Here is an 18,571-nt window from a genome sequence, read left to right as displayed (position 1 = left end):
AGCAACAGGAGCGCCCGCCGTGTCCCCGCAGACCTTGACCCTCACCATCGATCCGGCCGCGTCCGCCGCGCCGTTCGAGCAGGTACGCACCCAGATCGCCGATCAGGCCCGGGACGGCGGCCTGCCGGTCGGCTACAAACTCCCCACCGTCCGCGGTCTGGCGGAGGACCTCGGGCTGGCCGCCAACACCGTCGCCAAGGCCTACCGCGCCCTGGAGACCGACGGCGTGATCGAGACCCGCGGCCGCAACGGCAGCTTCATCGCGGCGGCCGGCGAGGCTGCCGACAAGGAGGCCGCCGCGGCCGCCGAGACCTACGCCCGCCGCGCCCGGCGCCTCGGCCTGGACCACCGCGCCGCCCTGGCCGCCGTCGAGGACGCCCTGCGCGCCACCTACGGCGCCGACGCCTGACCGCCCCGAACCGCCGCCGCCCGAAAGGATCCGCATGCCCAGCCAGCAGGCGCTCGTCCGCCGCCCCGGCCCCCGCCTCGCCGAGGGTCTGGTCACCCATATCGACCGCCGTCCGGTCGACCCCGCGCTCGCCCTGCGCCAATGGGAGACCTACGTACAGGTGCTGCGCGACCACGGCTGGCAGACCACCGAGGTCGCCCCCGCAGACGACTGCCCCGACGCGGTCTTCGTCGAGGACACCCTGGTCATGTTCCGCAACGTCGCACTCCTCGCCCGCCCCGGCGCCGGCTCCCGCCGCCCCGAGGTGCCCGCCGCACGCGCGGCGGCGGAGGCACTCGGCTGCTCCGTCAACGAGATCCGCGCCCCCGGCACCCTGGACGGCGGCGACGTCCTCAAGGTCGGCGACACCGTCTACGTCGGCCGCGGCGGCCGCACCAACGCCGAGGGGATACGCCAACTCCGCGCCGCCTTCGAGCCGTTGGGTGCTCGCGTGGTCGCCGTACCGGTGAGCCGCGTACTGCACCTCAAATCCGCGGTCACCGCCCTCCCGGACGGCACCGTCATCGGCTACCCGCCGCTGGTCGACGACCCCGCCCTCTTCCCCCGCTTCCTGCCCGTCCCCGAGGAATCCGGCGCCCACGTCGTCCTGCTCGGCGGCGGCCGGCTGCTGATGGCCGACGGCGCCCCGAAGAGCGCGGAGCTCCTCGCCGGCCTCGGATATCAGCCGGTCCTCGTGGACATCGGCGAATTCGAGAAGCTGGAGGGCTGCGTGACCTGCCTCTCGGTACGGCTGCGCGAGCTGTATGCATGAGGGGGCATCACCCCGCGGCGCTTCGTGCGCCTGCCCGGACCGCACCCCCGACCGCGCCTATCGTGACGCCATGAGCAACCTCGACCTCAGACCCGCGCCCAGCCTGTGCGGCGGCACCGGCCGTACGGGCCCGGTACGCGACGTCCAGCCCGGCAAGCAGGTGCCGCTCGGCGAGAGCACCGTCGTCCGCAGACTGCTGCCGAACCTCGGCCGGCGGATGGTCGGCGCCTGGTGCTTCGTCGACCACTACGGGCCCGACGACATCGTCGGCGAGCCCGGTATGCAGGTGCCGCCGCATCCGCACATGGGTCTGCAGACCGTCAGCTGGCTGCGCCAGGGCGAGGTACTGCACCGCGACAGCCTCGGCAGCCTGCAGACCGTACGGCCCCGGGAACTGGGCCTGATGACCTCGGGCCGGGCCATCGCCCACTCGGAGGAGTCCCCGCACGGCCACGGCCCGTTCCTGCACGGCGCCCAGCTGTGGGTCGCCCTCCCCGGCGAGCACCGCGACACCGCCCCCGCCTTCGAGCACCACACCGACCTGCCGGTGATCGACGGCGGCGGGCTGTCCGCCACCGTCGTCCTCGGCGAACTGGCCGGCGCCACCTCGCCCGGCACCACGTACTCCCCGCTGGTCGGCGCCGACCTCACGCTCGCCGCCGGCACGGACACCCGGCTGCCCGTCGACCCCGACTTCGAGTACGCGGCGCTGACCATCGCCGGCGAGAGCGAGGTCGACGGCGTCCGCCTGGGCCCCGGCGCCCTCCTCTACCTCGGCTGCGGCCGCAGTGAGTTGCCGCTGCGCTCCGACTCCGACAGCAGCCTGATGCTCCTCGGCGGCGAACCGTTCGAGGAGCAGATCGTGATGTGGTGGAACTTCGTCGGCCGTACCCACGACGACATCGCCCAGGCCCGCTCCGACTGGACGACGGGCTCCCGCTTCGGCACCGTCCACGGCTACGACGGTGACCGGCTGACGGCGCCCGAACTCCCGCCGGGGCCGCTGAAACCGCGAGGTCGGGAGCGCTGACCCGGCGCTGGTCCCGCGGAAGCGGGGCCGGGAGGCCGGCCGCCCGCGCAAGGGCTCGCGCGGCGGACGGCCTCCCGGCCCCCGTGAGCGGAGAAGCAGTCTCTAGTACCAGAGGTACAGGAACCACTTCTTCTTGCCGTCATTGCCCGTGCCGTACTGGCACTTGTAGGTGTACCCCAGCGAGTCCCCCTCGTCGAGGCAGGCGTCGAGGGTCCAGTAGGCGCGGTAGAAGTGATAGCCGGCCATCGAATGCACCGTGGCCGAGGCGCTCACCGAGGCCTCCTTCGTCGTGGTCCTTTCGGCGGCCTGCGCCGGTACGGCCGCGGCGCTGACGGCGAGCGCGCCCCCAAGAGCCAATCCGGCGAGTGCGCGACGAATACGCATGGTTTTCTCCTTTGTGTGGTGTGCGGGTGTGTTTCCCCGCCCGAATTGCCGGCCAGAGCGGCGCCGCGAGAATCCCGTGATCACAGGGGGAGGGGGAATGCCCGCACGCTGCGCGGGTTCCCCGGCGTGACGCCTGGCTTCAGCACGAGCGTGCTGGACGAGGAGAGCGCCGCGCTACGGGAGTTGAGCAGCCGGAGACGTCTCGGGACGTCCCAGGCGGTGACCTGCGGAGAAGCAGCCGGAAGGGACGTGTTCCTGGGAAAACGACGGGCGTTTCCGGCCGCCTGCCGAGAGGACGGCTCGGACACCCGAAGGTGCGAGTCGGCAGGCGAAAGCGTCACGCGAGGGGCTGGACGGGAGGAGACTCATGGCAGGTGCTGGCTCCGGTGGGCGTCCCGCAGTTCGTGAAGGGCCGAGAGTCGGCGGGGAGGCGTGATGAGGTGGAAGGTTCTGCCTGAGTCGCTTGATCCGCATGCGCGGCAACTTGTGGGGGAGTTGCGGGGGCTGAAGGATCACAGTGGGCTGAGCCTGAAATCGCTTCAAGCCAAGACGCCTTTCAGCAGGTCCTCGTGGGAGCGGTATCTCAACGGGAAAGTGCTGCCGCCGCAAGCCGCTGTCGAGGCCCTGGCCAGGATTGCCGGCGCGGATGTCGCGCCGCTGCTGGCCTTGCGGGATGCCGCCGAGAGAACCTGGACCACCGCTTCGGTGACGCCGGCCGAGAGCGGTTCGCCGGCTCAGGAGCGGAAACCGGAGATCCGGGTGGCGGCATTGTCCGTTGCCGCGGGTGCGCTGCTGCTTGCCGCGACCACCTCGGTCCTGCTGATCACCGATCCCTGGCGTGCGCACGTACCCGCCACCGGCGAACCAGGCGTGGCCGGCGTCGGTACGTACACGTGCAGGTACACCCGGCACGGCGACCAGCTGTTCGCCGGGAACAGCTCCACCACGTCCCGCCTGGTCATGCGGAACACCACAGGTACCGACGCGGCGGAAGTGCAGTGCCTGTTACTGCGCCACAAGCTGTCACCCGGTGACGTGGACGGGTACTTCGGCGCACGCACGGAGGCGGCGGTCAAACGGCTGCAGCGCCAGGACCACGTACCCGACGACGGGATCGTCGGCGAGCAGACGTGGGCATTACTGCGCCATGTGGAATAGACGACCCTGAGGAGGGGCGGGGAAATGGTGAACCCCCAAGGGGCGGCTCGCTGGCGGGGGCTCCCCCCGGATCTGCCCGCCGCGTGCGCACAACTCGTCATCGGCATGCGCGGCCTGAAAGACCGCAGCGGCCTCAACCTCACCGAACTGGCGAAAGCGACAGCCATCAGCAAGTCGTCCTGGGAGCGCTACCTCAACGGCAAGCAGTTCCCGCCCCGGCATGCCGTCCGAGGCCTGTGCCGGGCAGCACGGCAGAGCGAGGACGCACTCCTGGCGCAGTGGGCGCTGGCGGACGCGGCCTGGAGCGGACGCGGGCACCCGGTGTCTTCCCGCTCAGACCGGACCTCCCCGCCCGCTGTCAGCATCGATCCGGCCGTACCCGACGGCCCGCCCGCCACCACACCGTTCGTCAGGCCCACACGGCGAGCGCTGCTTGCCGCATCCGCTCTGTTCAACGAGCACCCCATGAGGACCGCGGCCGGAATCTTCCTGTTATGTGCGGCAATGGTCACGCCCGCTGCCGTCCTCCACGCCTCCCGTGCCACCACGCTGCCGCCGGCCCCCCGCCCGCCCGTTTGCCGACTGCGCTCGTGCGAAGGCCGGAACCCCCGTACGACCGCGTGCGAGGACCCCACCACCGTGGCCTCTCACACGGCAGCCGACGGCACCAGGCTCGAAATCCGGCTCAGCCCGGGCTGCCGGGCCGGATGGATCCGCGCCTGGCCCACGCACTCCGGATTCCGCATCGAGATCACCGGCCCTCAGGCACATCCCCGGACCGCCGTCGGAACGGCGCGACCGGTGGGCAAGGAAGTGGCCACGACAGCAATGATCGCCGCCCCCGATCCCTCGAATCTGCGCGCGTGTTACTACCCCTCCCTCGGTCGGCCCGGCAGGGAGTGCTTCGGCGGCACCGGCTGACCGCGCCGTGTCCGGGGAGGGCGCGCTGACCTGCCACGCCTGCGGCCGGGCTGTCGAGCCGTATCGGTGGACGAGAGCATCAGGCCCTCGGCACCGCCTGTTTTTCGTTGATCCGGCGGTAGATCCGTTCCGGAGTCAGCGGCAGGGCGCGGTAGCGGACGCCCGTGGCGTCATGCAGTGCATTCGCCAACGCCGGGGCCACCGGGTTGATACAGCATTCCGCTATCCCCTTCGACCGCAGCGGCCCCACCGAATCCGTCGAGTCCACCAGGAGCACGTCGGTGCGGGGGATATCGGCGTAGCCGGGGATGCGGTAGTTGCGGAAGTTCGGGTTGACCATGACGCCGTCCGCGTCGACGTGGTAATTCTCGGTCAGCGCGAAGCCGATTCCCTGCGCGACCCCGCCTTCCACCTGTCCCCGGACCTGCCCGGGGTTGATGATCACGGCAGCGTCGGTCGCCTGGACGCTGTAAAGGATACGGATCTCACCCGTCACCCGATGGACGGCGATGCGGACCCCCTGCGCATTGGAGGTGATGCTCCGGGGCGAGCCGTAGGCCTTGCGGGCGGCGGTGAAGCGAATCCCGCGTGCGCGGGCCGAGGCGACGAGTTCGGCCAACGACACGCGCTGATCGCCGCAGAGGACCCCCTCGTCGTCCATCGAGCACATCACGAGATGGACGCCCGTATGACCTGCGGCAAATTCCAGGATGCGGTCGCGCACGGCGTTGGCCGCGCGAAGTACCGCGTTGCCCGCCACGAAGAGACCCGCGCTCGCAAAGGCGCCGGTGTCGAATCCCGTGCGGTCGGTGTCGGATTGCACCAGGCGAATCCGCGACGGCGTCGTGCCCAGCTGGTTGGCCGCGAGCTGGACATGCGCGGTCGACGTACCCTCGCCGAATTCGACGGTGCCGACGGCCAATTCGTAGATGAGGTCGTCGCCGAGCGTGACCCAGGCCTCGGAGAGGTGTTCGGTCGGCGGTGCGGTCTCGTGCAGGGAACTCGCGACGCCGTTCCCGACGAGCCACTCGGGACCGGGGGACGGCTCATCGGCGCCGCGCGCCATGGCCTCATCCACCAGGTCGATGCACTTCGCGAGTCCGTCCTCGGTGAACACCACGTCGTCGGGGCCGGCATCCATGGAGACGAGCGGATCGCCCGGCCGCACGATATTGCGTCGCCGCAGTTCGAGCGGATCGAGGTGCAGGGCGAGCGCGAGTTCGTCCATCGCCGATTCCACGGCGAACGCCGGTTGCGTCATCCCGTAACCGCGCAGCGCCCCGCTCGGCACGGTGTTCGTGTAGACGGAGAATGCGTCGTACTTCTTGTTGGGGCAGCGGTAGAGCATGACGGCGGCGCCGCCCGCATACAGCGTTTCGCCGCCGTGGTTGCCGTAGGCGCCCGTGTTCGACACATTGCGGACCTGGAACGCCGTGAGCGTTCCGTCCGCCCGCGCACCGAGCTTGACCGTCAACGCCATCGGATGCCGTGGCGAGGCCGTGGTGAACTCCTCCTCGCGGGTGAATTCGAAGCAGACCGGCCGCCCGGTGTCCAGGGTGGCGAGCGCGGCCAGATCCTCCGAGATCACTTCCTGCTTGCCGCCGAAACCGCCGCCCACGCGCTTGCAGAACACGCGGAGCTGGTCCGGACGCAGCGCGAACAGATAGGAGAGCTTGACCTTCGCGATCGACGGTGACTGCGAACTGGTGCGGACGTTCAGCCGGCCGTCCTCCATCCAGGCAATCGAGCCGTGGGTCTCCAGATGCGCGTGCTGCACGCGCGGTGAGAAGTACGTGCCTTCGTGGACCACATCGGCCTCGGCGAACCCTGCGTCGATATCGCCGATATGGGAATGGATTTCGAGCAGGATGTTGCGCACGGGATCGCGGACGAAGGGATCGTGCGAGCCGTGCAGCTGTGGCGAATCCTCGGCCATCGCCTCTTCGGGATCGAATACCGCCGGCAGCACCTCGTACTCCACGTCGACCTTTCGGCAGCCCTCTTCCGCCGCCCCGGGCGTGTCGGCCAGGACCGCCACGACGCGTTGGCCGACGAAGCGGACCGTGCGGTCGAGGATGCAGGTGTCGTCCGGATCGACGAGATGGTCGGTGTGGATCGCCGTGGTGAAACGCCTGCGCGGTACATCTTCCCAGGTGTAGACCCGACGCACGCCGGGAACGGCGAGTGCCGCGGTCTTGTCGATCGACAGGATCCGGGCGTGCGCATGGGGCGAGTGCAGCACCTTGAGGTGCAGCATGCCGTCCATGGCGGTGTCCATCGTGAACTCGGCGCGACCGGTGACCACGTCATCGGCTGCCGGTGGGCCGACGCTCGTGCCGACGGCCTTTCCCGGCGCGGCCGTCTCCACGCCGACGACGCCCTGCACGGCATCCGCAATTCCTCGATAGCCGGTGCAGCGGCAGAGGTTGCCCTTCAACGCCTGTGGCAGGTCCTCTTTCTGTGCCTCGGTGAACGTCGTCGACGTCATGATCATCCCTGCCGTGCAGAATCCGCATTGGAACCCCGGGGCGTCGCGGAACTGTCGCTGCATGGGATGCAGATGGCCGGGTGACCCGAGCCCCTCGATCGTCGTCACCTCATGACCGTCCGCGCGGAACGCGGGGGTGATGCAGCTGTGGACCGGATTGCCGTCCAGCCACACCGTGCAGGCGCCGCAATCGCCGGCGTCGCACCCCTTTTTGACGCCGAAGTGGCCGAGCGAGCGGAGGAATGTGCGCAGGCACTGTCCGGGGTCGGGTTCTTCGTCGAAGCTCTTGCCGTTCACGAGGTAGGTCATGCCGGGCCCCCGGCCATGAGTTCGCGGCGAATCTCTTCGGCGAAGTGCTTCGTCAGGTGGCGACGGTGGTCGGGGGTCCCGTTGGGATCTGCGAACCAGGCCTCGGTGGGGAGGGCGTCGATGCTCTGTTGCAGCGTCCCGGCATCGGGCATGGCGTCGAAAGCAAAGCGCACCGGCCGAGTGGTGCCGGCGGTGACGGTGAGCAACAGATCGCCCGTACCCGGCGTATGAGTACCGATCAGGAAGACCGTGGAACGGCCGAGGCGGGTCAGTGCGAAGCGGCGGTGCGCGGTACGTTTCCGCAGGGCGCGCGCCGGAATGTCGATGCGCCGCAGTATTTCCCCGGGAGCAAGCACGTTCTGATTGTTGCCGGTCACGAAGTCGAGGGCCTCGACGAGGCGCACGGACCCGTCCGGAGCCCATAGTTCGTACGTCGCCTCAAGGGCGACCGTCAGCGTGATCATTGGGCCGGCCGGCAAAGACATGCAGATATTTCCGCCGACGGTCGCCGAGTTCCAGACTTTGAACGAGGCCAGGAATGCCTCGCAGCTCGTCGTGAAAAGGGTGCCCGCGATCCAATTCCCTTGTACCGGAAAGGCATACAGGTCGTGGATGGTGCACGTGGCGCCGATTTCGAGACCGGTGTCGCTCGGGACGAGGGGATCCCAGCGCAGCGCCGTCAGGTCGATCAGGCGGCGCAGGTGTGGCTGCTCCGAGGAGAACAGCCACGTTCCGCCGGCGAGCCAGGCATCGCCTTCGCGCCAGTCCGGCCCCGGCCGATCGGCCGGTCGCCGGACGACTTCGGTGATGGTGTTGAGGTCCATGGGAACTGATCTCCCTGGCGACGACAATCGTGCGACGGACCGCCTACCGCACTTGACCCACCAGTGCGTGGCCTTCGCGTTCGCGGCAAGGCCGACATTTCCCCGATCTTGTTATTATGGCAGACAGGGCTGCGAATTTCCGGTCATGAAAATTCGGCACTGAGTATTTGGCACTGACACATTCGGCACTGAACATTTGGCTCAGTGCATTCGTCGAATGCCACCGGGTCACTAAGCGCTGGTCACCACGACCACGGGGGACGGCACAACCGAGTGACGGAGCGGCGGCTTCAGATCGGGTCGTCCATCGAAAGGCGCCGCACACCGGGAAGGTGTTCGTCGAGTTCGCCGGGTTCGAACCGGCACATGCCCACGACGTGCCAGAACTCGCCCGCGATGTCACCCTCGTACTTGTAGCCGCCCGACGGGGACAGCGCGGCCCAGCCGCCCGGTACGCCGATCAGCGTGGCCCGCGGGGTCGGCTCGCCGTCGGCCGGTACGTTCCAGAGCCGGACGGTGCCGTCCTCGCCGCCGCTGGCCAGCAGCGAGCCGTCCGGGCTGAAGGCCACGGTGAGGACGCGGCTGGTATGGCCGGTCAGCCGGGCCGTCTCCCGGCCGTCCAGCGGGTTCCAGAGGCGTACGACCCGGTCGTCTCCCGCCGTGGCCAGCAGCGGCCGGCTCGGGTGGGCGGCGGCGGTCCACAGGCGCCCGACGTGTCCCCGGAGCCGGTGCTGGAGCTCGCCGTCCCGCCAGACGATGGCCTCCCCGTCCCACGACGCGCTCGCCAGCCACGCGTCCCCGGGCCCGTACGCCACCGCGTACACCCGCGCGGTGTGGCCCGCGAGTTCGGCGACCAGGCGGCTGTCCGCGAGGTCCCACAGCCGGACGAACCGGTCGTCGCAGCCGGTGGCCAGGCGCGCCCCGTCCGCGCTGAACGCGATCGACCGCACCCGGCCCCGGTGGTCGGCGAGCGTGGTCACGCGGGCGCCGGTACTGCGGTACCACAGCGCTACGGTGTCGTCGTCGTTCGCGGTGGCGAGGATCTTGCCGTCGCTGCTGAACGCCTCGGCCCACACATGGTCGGTCTCGGCGTCGATCTCGCGCTGGTACTCGCCGGTGTCGGCGTTCCAGAGGTAGAGGTCGCCATCGCTGCTGGCGGTGGCGAGTTGGTGGCTGTCGGGGACGAACAGCGCCGAGACCAGGCGGTCGTGGTCGCCGGCGAACTCTCTTGTCCGGCGGCCGGTCGCGGACTCCCACACCCGGGCCACGCCGTCGTTGCCGCACGCCGCCAAGTGCGTCCCGTCGGGGCTGAACGCCAGGCTGGCGACGCGCCGTCCGTGGCCGCGGAGAATTCGCCTGCCCTGACCGGTGGAGGTGTCCCACAGCCGCACCAGGCCCTCGTTGCCGATGGTCACCAGCATCGGGTCGGTCTCCCGGGCGCCGAAACGGCTCCGGGGCCGGAACCGGCAGGCCCAGACCGACCCCTGATGGTCCGCGGGCTGCTGCCGCAGCGGGGTCACCGTCCAGCCCGCGGACCCCTGCGCCACCCGCCACAGGCGGACCGATCCGTCGCTGCCGCCCGCGGCCAGCATGGTCCCCTCGGGGTCGAACACCACTTGGTACACGTGGCCGCCGCGGTCGGCCGGCGTCCCGGCGGGGGCCCCGGTCACCGGGTCCCACAGCCGTACCTGGCCGGTGGTGTCGCCGCTGGCCAGCAGCCTGCCACCGGGGTGGAAGTCGAGGGTGTAGACCCGGCCCGTGTGGCCGGTGAACTCGTGTTGCAGCCGCAGCTCCGCCACATCCCAGACGCGCACCGTGCCATGCTCGTCCTCGCCCATGTCACCGGTGGCCAGGAGGGTGCCGTCCGGGCTGAACTGTGCCCGGTACGCCGGCCCCTGATGGCCGTCGAGGGTGCCGAGGAGCCGGCCGGAGCCGGTGTCCCACAGGCGTACGGACCCGGCCGCGTCGCCCGTGACGAGGGTGCGGCCGTCCGGGCTGAACCCCGCGGTGTAGACGGGCGCGGTGTGGCCGTACAGCCGGTGCAACGGCGTCCCGGTCGCCACCTCCCACACGATGACCGTGCCCTCCGAGTCGCCGGTCGCGAGCCGCGCTCCGGCGACGTCCAGGGACACCGGCCACACGCCGTCCGGGTGCACCTCCAGCTGGTGGAGGCAGGCGCCGGAGACCGGGTCCCACAGCCGGACGGTGCCGTCCGCGCCGCCGGTGGCGAGCACCCGGTCGCGGAACTTCACCGCGTAGACCCGGCCGGTGTGCCCCTGGAGCGTGCGCACCGCGGTACCGGTGGCGGCGTCGCACACCAGCACGCCGCCGTCCTCGCTGCCGACGGCGAGGAGTTCGCCGTCGGGGCTGTAGGAGACCGGCTCGGGAAGCCGGCTGGTGCGCATGTCGAAGCCGTACGGCACGCCGACCGCGGACGGCCGGAAGCCGGACTCGACGGGCATGCCGGGGGCGACCGCCGCCGCCCGCAGCTCCGGTGTGTTCAGCGTGGCCTCGTCGGCGACCGCATTGATGAGGGCGGCCCGGTGCCAGTGGCTGCCGGCGACCCGGGCACCGCGCAGGTCGGCGCGGAGCAGCCGGGCCATCCGCAGATCGGCGCCGCGCAGGTCCGCCCCGGTGAGCTTCGCCTCGTCGAGACGTGCCCCGGCCAGGCAGGTGTCGCGCAGGACGGCACCGGAGAAGTCCGCCCCGACGAGGCCGGCGTCGGTGAGGTCGGCACGGGTGAGGTCGACGCCGGAGAAGTCGCGGTAGGAGAGGTCCTCCCCGGCAAGGACGGCGCCCCGCAGATCCGTATGGGCCGGCACCCGGAGCCGGCTGAGGACCTTGACCGCGTTCGCCCGGGCGATCTCGTCGCCGTCCCGGGAGCCGCCCTGCGCGCGGTCCGGCCCGTCGGCACCGTCGGCCAGGGCGCGTTCGGCCCACTGCTGGCAGGTGCGGTGGTCGGCGAGGTCGCACAGGAACTCCACCGCCAGCTGGCTCAGCGGGCGGCGGGCGAGCAGACCGCTGTCCTCGGGGCCCGCGTTCCCCAGCTGCGCGGCGGCCTCACGGGCCACCAGCCACTCGACCACGGAGCCGTGGATGAACTGGAACAGGCCATCGTCGGTACGCAGCAGCAGACTGCCCGCCCCGACGGCGTGCGCGGCCTGCGGCACGGACAGCCGGCTGTCGGCGAGGCCGGTCAGCACCTCGCCCACGTCGTGGAGTTCGTCCAGCCGCAGCGCGCTGCGGCCGCTCTCCCACAGGCGCAGCGCAAGGGTCGTCACGCCACGCCAGAGCTGACGCTCGCTCAGCCCGGGAGTGCTGCCGGGTCCGCCCTGGCCACGGCGCTCCTCGTATTGCAGCCAGGAGGTGAACACCTCCTCGTACAGCCCCGCAGGGCTCAGGGCCCGGCCGGCGCCCGCGACGGCGCGCAGCCGCTCGTGGTCGAGATCGGCGACGAAGCTGAGCAGGCGGGGGTTGCGGCACATCGCGAGCAGGTCGGGGATGCCTTCGAGCAGCCGGACCCGGCGGTCGGCGGCGTGCTCGTCGCCGTAGCGGTTCACCAGATAGGTGCGGATCTGCTGCGGCGAGAACTCCTGGACGGCCAGGACCCGGCGCTGCGGCAGCAGCCCGACGCGTTCGCCGAGCGCGGTCAGCACCTGGGCCTGCGACCGGAAGTGCTGGGTGCGGCTGCTGACCACGATCTTGGCGTTGTCCACCGCGGCGTCGAGCAGCATCTGCAGGTGGTCGGCGGCGCGTTCGTAGCTGACCTGGTTGACCAGTTCGTCGAAGCCGTCGAAGAGCAGGACGATGCGGCCCTGCCGGAGCATGTACCTGAAGGCCCGCAGATCGATGGTGTCGACACCGTGGCTCGCCAGATGGGCCGCCACCAGACCGTCGATGGTGTGGGCCTTGTCGAGGGTGCTCAGCTCGATCAGCAGCGGGACGGTCTGGGGGAGTTCCTCGGGGAGGCGGCGGGCCAGCTCGCGCAGGGCGAAGGTCTTGCCGTGGCCGAAGTCGCCGAGGAGCAGGACGAAGCGGCCGTGGTCGGCGTCGAGCAGCCGCAGTATGTCCTGGACGAGCCCGTCGCGCTCCGCTCCGCCGGGCCGCTCGGCCTCGCGGTAGCGCTGCGGCAGATAGAGACTCGGGTGGTACTGGAGATCGGTACTGAGCCGCTCGGTCTGCCGGGTCACATAGCCGCGCAGATCCAGCAGCCCCTGGAACTCGGTGAAGCTGCGCACCCGGACGCCGCGGCGGCGGGCCCGCTCACGGAGCTCCGGCGCCGGGGGCGGGCCGTCGTGGACGAGCTCGGCGTCGGGCACCGTCTCGGACGCGTGGATGTGATCGAGGAAGCGGTCGACGAACTCCGCCTGCGGGGTGCCGGCACAGACCGCCACCCGCTGCTGCCGCACGAACCCGGATTCCGTCCAGGTGACGAGCAGTTGCGGCACATCGCCCGGCACCCGCCGGAGCTGGGCTCCCTCGTGGCGGGTACGGCAGACCTCGGTGACACGGGCGATCAGGGTGTCGAGCGGGTCCTCGACGGTACGGGAGACCTCCGGCGCGGGTGTCTCGGCGCCGGAGTCGGCCACCAGTGACGCGTCCGTGCCGCCGGAGGCCTCGCCACCCGGGGCGTTCGACGGTTCCTGGCCGCCGAAGACGCGCCGGCCGCCGGGCCATGCGGTCGTGAAGCGCCGCGGTTGCCCGTCGGACCGCTCCGGCCAGCGGGTGACGCCGTCGTCGGTGATCCGGAGCAGTTGGTGCCGGGCCGGGGCGGCGGCGCCGAAGACCGGCAGCTCGCCGGCGGCGAGGGGGAGCGCGGCGGCGGTGGGCGCCGCCGACGCGGCCCGGGGGTTCCCGGCGGGCCCGTGCAGCAGGAGGTGCAGCCGCGGCCCGGTGAGCCGGGCGAGGACATCGCCGTCGCGCACCGGTGCAGCGCCGGGAGCGGTGTCATGACCGGCCGCGCGGCGCGGGCCGCGGTCCGGATCCGGTGCCGCGGTCGGCCCGTCGTCGGAGGCGAGCGGCCGGTCCGCCCCGACCGGGTGTCGCAGGGCACCGATCCGCAGCCATCCCTCCTGCTCGTACGGGCGCAGCGCCTGGGCGAACCAGGCGGCCTGCTCCGGCCCGAGCAGGCCGTACTGGTCGTCGGGGCGGTGGCTGTACGCCATCGAGGAGTTGAGCCCGGCGATGACGGTCCGCAGGGCGGGGACGGGGAACAGGCTCCAGGGCTGATCGCCGTCGAAGACGATGTCGAGCCCTTGGTAGAGCTCCTGGAACAGCCGGTGGTAGTGCCGCCACTTGGGCCAGTAGGGCGGGCGGGGCTGCATCTCGTCGGCTTCGCAGGTGTTGAAGTAGGCACGGCAGGCGGCCTGGCTGACGTCCTGCCCGCCGGGGACGACGGCGAGCCGGTCGGGGTCGAGGCCGAGGCGCGAGCGCAGTCCGGTCAGGAAACTGAGGGCCTGTTCGCACTCCCGTGGGCTGCCGGACGCCGTGAGGTCGCCGGTGACGACGAGGAGGTCGGGGTCGGGTGCCCCGGCATCGGCGAGTTCGACGAGGTCGCCCCAGACGGCCGCCTGCAGCGCGGCCGGTTCGGCGCCGCGGCCGAAGCACGGCCCGGCGAGGTGGAGCACCGAGACGGCTTCCCTGGACGGGCTCGACTCCGCCGCCTGCGGGTAGCGGGGCGGGACCGCCGGCCGCCGGCGCCCCGCCCAGCCCGGCTGGCCGAGCGGCCGGTCCGGGGAGGGCCCCGCCGGCCGCGGGATGCTCGGTACGGCGGTGGGGGCACCGGACGGTCCGCCGGGGAAGCCGGGGCGCGCGGTGGGCCGGGCCCGGCCCTCCAGCGCCTGGCCGACGCGGGTGAGCAGCAGGTCGCGGGCGGCAGCGGTGTCACTGACCCCCACCAGATCGACGTAGGTGATGGTGGCGAGCAGCCCCTCGACCGGAATGTCCTCGGTACGGACGGTGATCAGCCTGCGCTCCGGGGCGTCGGGGTCGGCGCGCAAGGCGGCCTGCCACTCCATCCGCCCGTACCGGGAGCGCTCGTAGTTCCGGGAGAGGACGGCGATGACGGCGGCGGACTCGCTGACGCCGCGGTCCATGAAGTCGACGAAATTCGTGCCGGCCACGAAATCCCAGGCTTGCAGGACGGTGCGGTAACCGGCCTCCTCAAGCGTCCAGGCGATCCAGGAAGCCCATCGTTCGTCGGCTGGTGAATAGCTGATGAAGAAGTCCAACAGCTGTGTTTCCCCCGTAAGTTCCTGACGCCCGACCATGACGCCATCCTAGGGAGCCGATCGTGGGCGGACACCGTGTTCGCACAATTGGTGTGCCATGCTTTGCGGGTGCGTGCCGCCATACAACGTCTGCATGTGCTGGACTGGCTGGCCGGGGGGATGCTCGCCTGCGGCCTGCTGTGTCTGGCCACCGGACTCCTTCCGGCCGAACCCGCCGGGGACGCCATGCTCCGCATCGCCCCGCTGCTCGCCTTCCTCGGGACGGTGATCGTCCTCGCCGAACTGACCAGCGCGGCCGAGGTGTTCGACGTGGTCGCCTCCGGAGTGGCGCGCGCCGGGCGGGGCAGTTACGCCGCGCTGTTCGTGCTGTGCGTGGCCTTCGCCTCGCTCACCACGATCACGCTCAACCTCGACACGACGGCGGTGCTGCTCACCCCCGTCATGCTGGCACTCGCCTCGCGGGTGGGCATCGCGCCCGTACCGCTGGCCATGACGACGGTGTGGCTGGCCAATACGGCGAGTCTGCTGCTGCCCGTGTCGAACCTGACGAACCTGCTGGCGGCGGACCGCGTCGCGCTCACTCCCGCCGGGCTGGCGGCGAAGATGTGGGCTCCCCAACTGGCGGCCATCGCGGTCAGCATGGGATGTCTGTGGCTGTTCTTCTGGCGCAGCGGCAAGCGCGGCGCGGAGAGCTACCCGCCTCCGGCGGTGCACCGGCCCGCGGACCCTACGCTGTTCCGCGTCTGCGGGCTCGCCTGCGTCGGCTTTCTGCTGGCCATTCTGCTCGCCGACATCCCGCTGTGGGCGGCGTCGGCGGCGGCCGCCGGGATCGCCGTGGCGGCGTTCGCGGTGCGCCGGCGGGCCGCGCTGCGACTGTCGCTCGTACCGTGGCGGCTGCTGGTCCTGGTGCCGGGGCTGTTCCTGGTGGTGGAGACGGTCAACGTGAACGGGCTCCACGAGATACTGGCCTCCGCCATCGGCCCGGACGGCGGGCTGCTCGGCATGCTCCGCGCCGCGGCCGTCGGCGGGGGACTGTCCAACGTGCTCAACAATCTGCCCGTCTACCTGGCCGGGGAGTCCGCGGTGCCGGTGGGCAACCATGACCAGCTGCTGGCGCTGCTCATCGGGACGAACGTCGGCCCGGTGGTGACACCGTGGGCCTCGCTGGCGACGCTGCTGTGGTTCGAGCGCTGCCATGCCCAGGGCGTCAGGGTGTCGCTGAAGAGCTTCATGGGCACCGGAGCGCTGCTCGCCGCCGGGGCCCTGCCGGCCGCCACCGTGGCGCTCGCGCTGGCCGGTTAGACGCCGGCCGGTCGGGGCGCGGGACAGGGCGGAGGACGGGGCGCGGGACCACCCCGGCCCGGCACGCGTCGGTCGCGCCGCTCCCCGCTCAGCGGACGCCGGCCGCCGCGCTCCGCCCGACCAGATCCAGCAGATACGGCATGTCGTCCGGCCGCCCGGCGACGAAGCTGCGGTCGGTGTCCGGGCCGGTGGCGTTCCCGCGGAAGGGACTGCCGTCCAGGGCCCGGATCTCCACGCCCGCTTCCGTGGCGAGCAGCGCGCCCGCGGGCAGGTCGATGGCCTCCGCGCGGTAGCCGACGAAGCCGTCGATCGCACCGCGGGCGAGCATGGACCAGGTCAGCAGGGGCGCCCACAGCTGGAGCAGCCGCCGGGAGCGGACCTCCAGCACCTCCTTCAGGGCCCCCGCCGTCGGATCGTCGCGGGCCACCCCGTGCCCCTGGGTCCAGGCGAGCAGCGGCCCCGCGGGCGACAGCGCGCGCCCGGGGCCGGTCATCCGGCCCAGTGGCCCGTACGCGCCGCAGCCGGCGAGCGCGGTCCAGGTCCGGTCGGTGACGGGGTCGTGCACGACGCCGACGGCGGCCGCGTCGCCGACGCACAGGGCGATACCGACGACATAGGCGGGCAGGCCGATGACGACGTTGTTGCTGCCGTCGAGCGGGTCGATCAGCCAGGTGCGGCCGGTGCCGGCGCTGCCGTTCCGGTCGCCGTCCAGCGCCCCGGCCTCCTCGGCGAGGATCCGGTCGTGCGGAAAGCGCTCCTGGATGCGGCCGACGATCAGGTCCTCGGCCTGCACGTCGAGTTCGGTGACCACGTCTCCGTCGTCGCCCTTCGCCCGGACCCCGTAGTCGTCCTGGAAACGGGAGCGCAGCAGGGCGCCCGCTTCCCGCGCGGCGGAGACGGCCAGCTCCCGCTCGGCCGCGAACTGCTCCGACGGGTCGTCAGGGGCGGGGGTCATGGATCCTCCTGAGGACGGTCCGGGCGGTCCGGGCGGTCGCTTCGGCGTTGCATGCCTGTCGTACCACTTGATGACCGGTGCCGTGCAGCGGTCCGAGGGAAAGGTCGAAGCGCCCGGGCAGAGACCGGCCGAGCACCAGCGTGGCGGCGACGCCTCCCTCGGGAACGACGGTGGTGTGGAACTCTCCTGCCGGAAGGGTGTAGACCGTGCCGCGCAGGCTGGTCTGTTCGGTGCCCGGCTCGCAGCTCACCAGGCGAGAAGTCGGCTGGATTTCGTCTACGCCCGAGGGGTGGCTGAGGACCTCGAAGACCCGGTGGGTGGGTTCCGCGGGCCGCTCGACGACCCGTACGCGCAGATTGCCCACCGCCCCGTACAGCACACAACTGGTCAGCTCCCAGCTGTGCGAGTGCACCGGTGAGGTGGTCGGCTTCGCCGCCTCCTCGTCCGCTTCGCCGCCGAAGGCATGCACGCAGACGCCGCGGTCGCCGACGCGCTCCACCGGGAAGCAGAGGAAGCCGAGCGGATGCCGCACGGCGCGCAGTCCGCGGCGGCCGGAGGCGATCTCTTCCAGGACCGAGGTGGCCGTCTCGAAGACCTCCGCGGCCGCGCCGGGCCGGCTCATGGCCTGTTCGAGCTGTCGGTGATCCATGGGGCTGTGCACTCGGCCGCTCACCTCCGGTACGGGTTCTCCGCGTGCAGCGCCTTGCCGATGACCTCGCTGACGTCTCTGTCGGTGAAGGTCGGGGGAAGCGGGAGGCCGAGCCCCTCGAAGAGCCGGTGGGTCTCGTCGACCGTCGGCTCCTCGCTCAGCGGCACCGTGCGTCGCAGGTCGAGCGCGACGGCCTGTTCCCGGCTCTGGTGGAGTTCGGTGACGTAGTAGTCGTAGAGCGGACGGTCCCGTTCCACGAGCAGGTTGACCCGGCGGGGGTCGTCCTGAGTGATGATCAAGCAGGAGGCCGAGAGGTCGAAGCGCAGGGTGGGCACGACCGACGACAGATGCACATCGATCTCCAGGGTGTCCAGCCGCTGCCGGTGCCAGCAGGCGGCGAGCACGGTGGCGAAGGACTCCTTGCGGGTCCGGTCGGCGCTCCAGCTGTCCGGCGGGACGACGTCCAGGCGGTGGGCGAAGGTCTGCCGGAAGCGCGCGTACGCCGCGCACGCCTGCTCGTCGGCCGGGTTGATGATATCGATCTTGAAGGTGAGGGAACGGCGCTGGAGCTGCGCCTCCCGGATGCAGACCGGCAGGGTGACGGCCCGCAGATAGGTGCCCGTGCCGCCCTTGAACACCCAGCGGTCGGTGTGCTGGCGCGCCCGGTCCAGGGCCAGTTCGAGCTCGGCGCCGGTCAACGACCGCACCATGGTGAGGTCTTCCAGCGCCCGGTGCGTCACCGACATCGCTCCCTGGATGTCCGCCACGCGGCGCCGGCGCTCGGTCAGCGTCCCGAAGACCAGCGCGGCCAGCACCAGCAGGGTCGCGCCGGACGTGACATTGTCCTGAATCGCCCCACCGAAGACATCCAACAGACCGATGACCAACGCGGCGCCGAGAGCAACGAGGCTGTCCAGATTGCGGATGGTCCAGGCGACGGAGTTCTCGATGCCCCGCCGCGTCTCTGCGGTCCTGCGTGCCACGCCCATAACCTCTCCCCCGGGTACCGGCATCGTAGGAGCGAGCCGAGCCCGGCGGCCAGGGATTCCGGCACCGAAGATATCTTCTGCGCCACGTGTGCAGGGGAGTTGGGGTGGGGGG

General features: G+C 71.4%; 13 protein-coding genes. 6 read left to right on the top strand and 7 right to left on the bottom strand.

The features are described from left to right. Positions 1-19: 19 nt before the first annotated feature. The 3 genes from EST54_RS23955 (at position 20) to EST54_RS23945 (ending at position 2,250) form a co-directional block, all read left to right on the top strand. Positions 20-409 (top strand): GntR family transcriptional regulator, encoded by a 390-nt coding sequence (locus tag EST54_RS23955; RefSeq protein ID WP_129249791.1) that lies wholly within the window; start codon positions 20-22, stop codon positions 407-409. A 34-nt stretch (positions 410-443) separates the two neighbouring features. Beyond that, entirely contained in the window at positions 444-1,220 is a 777-nt protein-coding gene (gene ddaH, locus EST54_RS23950; protein WP_129249790.1) for a dimethylargininase, read from the top strand. A gap of 70 nt (positions 1,221-1,290) precedes the next feature. After that, on the top strand, positions 1,291-2,250 hold the full coding sequence (locus EST54_RS23945) for a pirin family protein (RefSeq protein WP_129249789.1): 960 nt from the start codon (positions 1,291-1,293) through the stop codon (positions 2,248-2,250). Between the two features lie 102 nt (positions 2,251-2,352). Here the strand turns inward: EST54_RS23945 and EST54_RS23940 are convergent, their stop codons facing one another. Then, positions 2,353-2,634, bottom strand: a complete 282-nt coding sequence (locus EST54_RS23940) for a hypothetical protein (protein ID WP_129249788.1) — start codon at positions 2,632-2,634, stop codon at positions 2,353-2,355. A gap of 435 nt (positions 2,635-3,069) precedes the next feature. Between EST54_RS23940 and EST54_RS23935 the strand changes: the two genes are divergently transcribed. Beyond that, on the top strand, positions 3,070-3,792 hold the full coding sequence (locus EST54_RS23935) for a peptidoglycan-binding protein (RefSeq protein ID WP_129249787.1): 723 nt from the start codon (positions 3,070-3,072) through the stop codon (positions 3,790-3,792). A gap of 24 nt (positions 3,793-3,816) precedes the next feature. Continuing rightward, entirely contained in the window at positions 3,817-4,713 is an 897-nt protein-coding gene (locus tag EST54_RS23930; protein ID WP_129249786.1) for a helix-turn-helix domain-containing protein, read from the top strand. Between the two features lie 79 nt (positions 4,714-4,792). Here EST54_RS23930 and EST54_RS23925 read toward each other — a convergent pair whose 3' ends face one another. From EST54_RS23925 to EST54_RS23915, 3 genes are all read right to left on the bottom strand, one after another. Beyond that, positions 4,793-7,510 (bottom strand): molybdopterin-dependent oxidoreductase, encoded by a 2,718-nt coding sequence (locus EST54_RS23925; protein WP_129249785.1) that lies wholly within the window; start codon positions 7,508-7,510, stop codon positions 4,793-4,795. Then, positions 7,507-8,334, bottom strand: coding sequence for an FAD binding domain-containing protein (locus EST54_RS23920; protein WP_129249784.1), 828 nt, complete (start codon positions 8,332-8,334; stop codon positions 7,507-7,509). Before EST54_RS23920 ends, EST54_RS23925 begins: the two co-directional genes overlap by 4 nt. Positions 8,335-8,624: 290 nt before the next feature. After that, entirely contained in the window at positions 8,625-14,603 is a 5,979-nt protein-coding gene (locus EST54_RS23915; protein ID WP_129249783.1) for a WD40 domain-containing protein, read from the bottom strand. A 120-nt stretch (positions 14,604-14,723) separates the two neighbouring features. Here EST54_RS23915 and EST54_RS23910 point away from each other — a divergent pair, with 120 nt between their 5' ends. Further along, positions 14,724-15,866: an ArsB/NhaD family transporter gene (locus EST54_RS23910; protein WP_239012293.1), complete on the top strand. Its 1,143-nt coding sequence runs from the start codon at positions 14,724-14,726 to the stop codon at positions 15,864-15,866. Between the two features lie 88 nt (positions 15,867-15,954). On the opposite strand, the gene EST54_RS23905 is transcribed toward EST54_RS23910, so the two are convergent. The 3 genes from EST54_RS23905 to EST54_RS23895 are packed head-to-tail and all read right to left on the bottom strand — an operon-like array spanning position 15,955 to position 18,459. After that, a complete protein-coding gene (locus EST54_RS23905; RefSeq protein WP_129249782.1) occupies positions 15,955-16,821 on the bottom strand; it encodes an inositol monophosphatase family protein in 867 nt (288 codons plus the stop codon). Beyond that, the gene (locus tag EST54_RS23900) at positions 16,805-17,470 is read right to left on the bottom strand and encodes a hypothetical protein (RefSeq protein WP_129249781.1); all 666 of its coding nucleotides are present in this window, start codon (positions 17,468-17,470) and stop codon (positions 16,805-16,807) included. The genes EST54_RS23905 and EST54_RS23900 overlap by 17 nt, the downstream gene beginning before the upstream one ends. A gap of 20 nt (positions 17,471-17,490) precedes the next feature. Next, positions 17,491-18,459 (bottom strand): hypothetical protein, encoded by a 969-nt coding sequence (locus tag EST54_RS23895; protein WP_129249780.1) that lies wholly within the window; start codon positions 18,457-18,459, stop codon positions 17,491-17,493. Between the last annotated feature and the right edge of the window lie 112 nt (positions 18,460-18,571).

It is taken from the genome of Streptomyces sioyaensis (genome assembly GCF_004122735.1).
Lineage (GTDB): Bacteria > Actinomycetota > Actinomycetes > Streptomycetales > Streptomycetaceae > Streptomyces > Streptomyces sioyaensis.
Note: the sequence above shows the minus strand (reverse complement) of the source record. Positions and strands in the feature narration are given on the sequence as shown.

Bases quoted from the DNA above. Each gene is read 5' to 3' on its own strand.
- ddaH (WP_129249790.1), top strand. From the start codon at position 444: ATGCCCAGCCAGCAGGCGCTCGTCCGCCGCCCCGGCCCCCGCCTCGCC.
- EST54_RS23945 (WP_129249789.1), top strand. From the start codon at position 1,291: ATGAGCAACCTCGACCTCAGACCCGCGCCCAGCCTGTGCGGCGGCACC.
- EST54_RS23940 (WP_129249788.1), bottom strand. From the start codon at position 2,634: ATGCGTATTCGTCGCGCACTCGCCGGATTGGCTCTTGGGGGCGCGCTC.
- EST54_RS23935 (WP_129249787.1), top strand. From the start codon at position 3,070: ATGAGGTGGAAGGTTCTGCCTGAGTCGCTTGATCCGCATGCGCGGCAA.
- EST54_RS23930 (WP_129249786.1), top strand. From the start codon at position 3,817: ATGGTGAACCCCCAAGGGGCGGCTCGCTGGCGGGGGCTCCCCCCGGAT.
- EST54_RS23925 (WP_129249785.1), bottom strand. From the start codon at position 7,510: ATGACCTACCTCGTGAACGGCAAGAGCTTCGACGAAGAACCCGACCCC.
- EST54_RS23920 (WP_129249784.1), bottom strand. From the start codon at position 8,334: ATGGACCTCAACACCATCACCGAAGTCGTCCGGCGACCGGCCGATCGG.
- EST54_RS23915 (WP_129249783.1), bottom strand. From the start codon at position 14,603: ATGGTCGGGCGTCAGGAACTTACGGGGGAAACACAGCTGTTGGACTTC.
- EST54_RS23910 (WP_239012293.1), top strand. From the start codon at position 14,724: ATGCTCGCCTGCGGCCTGCTGTGTCTGGCCACCGGACTCCTTCCGGCC.
- EST54_RS23905 (WP_129249782.1), bottom strand. From the start codon at position 16,821: ATGACCCCCGCCCCTGACGACCCGTCGGAGCAGTTCGCGGCCGAGCGG.
- EST54_RS23900 (WP_129249781.1), bottom strand. From the start codon at position 17,470: ATGGATCACCGACAGCTCGAACAGGCCATGAGCCGGCCCGGCGCGGCC.
- EST54_RS23895 (WP_129249780.1), bottom strand. From the start codon at position 18,459: ATGGGCGTGGCACGCAGGACCGCAGAGACGCGGCGGGGCATCGAGAAC.